Origin of the sequence: Paraburkholderia sp. NMBU_R16 (assembly GCF_013282575.1) — a bacterium.
Taxonomy (GTDB): Bacteria; Pseudomonadota; Gammaproteobacteria; order Burkholderiales; family Burkholderiaceae; genus Trinickia.
The window spans coordinates 1-478 of the sequence record NZ_JAAAYE010000299.1 but is presented as its reverse complement, the minus strand read 5'-3'; the positions used below and the strand labels follow the sequence as shown (position 1 = coordinate 478).

At 63.4% G+C, this 478-nt stretch carries 1 pseudogene; it reads right to left on the bottom strand.

From position 1 onward, the window contains the following. Positions 1 to 103 precede the first annotated feature (103 nt). A pseudogene (locus tag GWC77_RS28335) lies at positions 104 to 478 on the bottom strand (integrase core domain-containing protein); the annotation flags it as partial.

Below are 478 nucleotides of genomic sequence, written 5' to 3'. Positions count from 1 at the left end.
GTTGGGCGCTTGCGCGAGTTGTCCACGGTCGGTCGGCGGGTCGCCTATCACGACCACGACGCCGGCCGGCGGTGGGCAACTCGCTAGCAGCGAGCATTTTTTGTTGATGCAACGTTTCGTAGCGGATTGGGGCGTGGTAGCCGATCGCGCTGTGTCGGCGGCCGAGGTTGTACCAACCCTCGATGAAGGCGAACAACTCACGTCGAGCTTGCTCGTGCGATTGGAAGCGCGAGCGGGCCAGCAGTTCGCATTCGAGCGTGGCGAAGAAGCTCTCGCACATGGCATTGTCGAAGCAATCCCCCACTGTGCCCATCGAAGGGCGCCCCCCCGCTTCGCGACAGCGCCGGCCGAAGGCAAGCGAGGTGTATTGACACCCCTGATCCGAGTGGTGAATGACGCCCCCGGGGCGACGCTGTACGAGTGCCATGTCGAGCGCACGCAGCATCAGCTCCGTGTACAGATGATTGGACATCGCCCA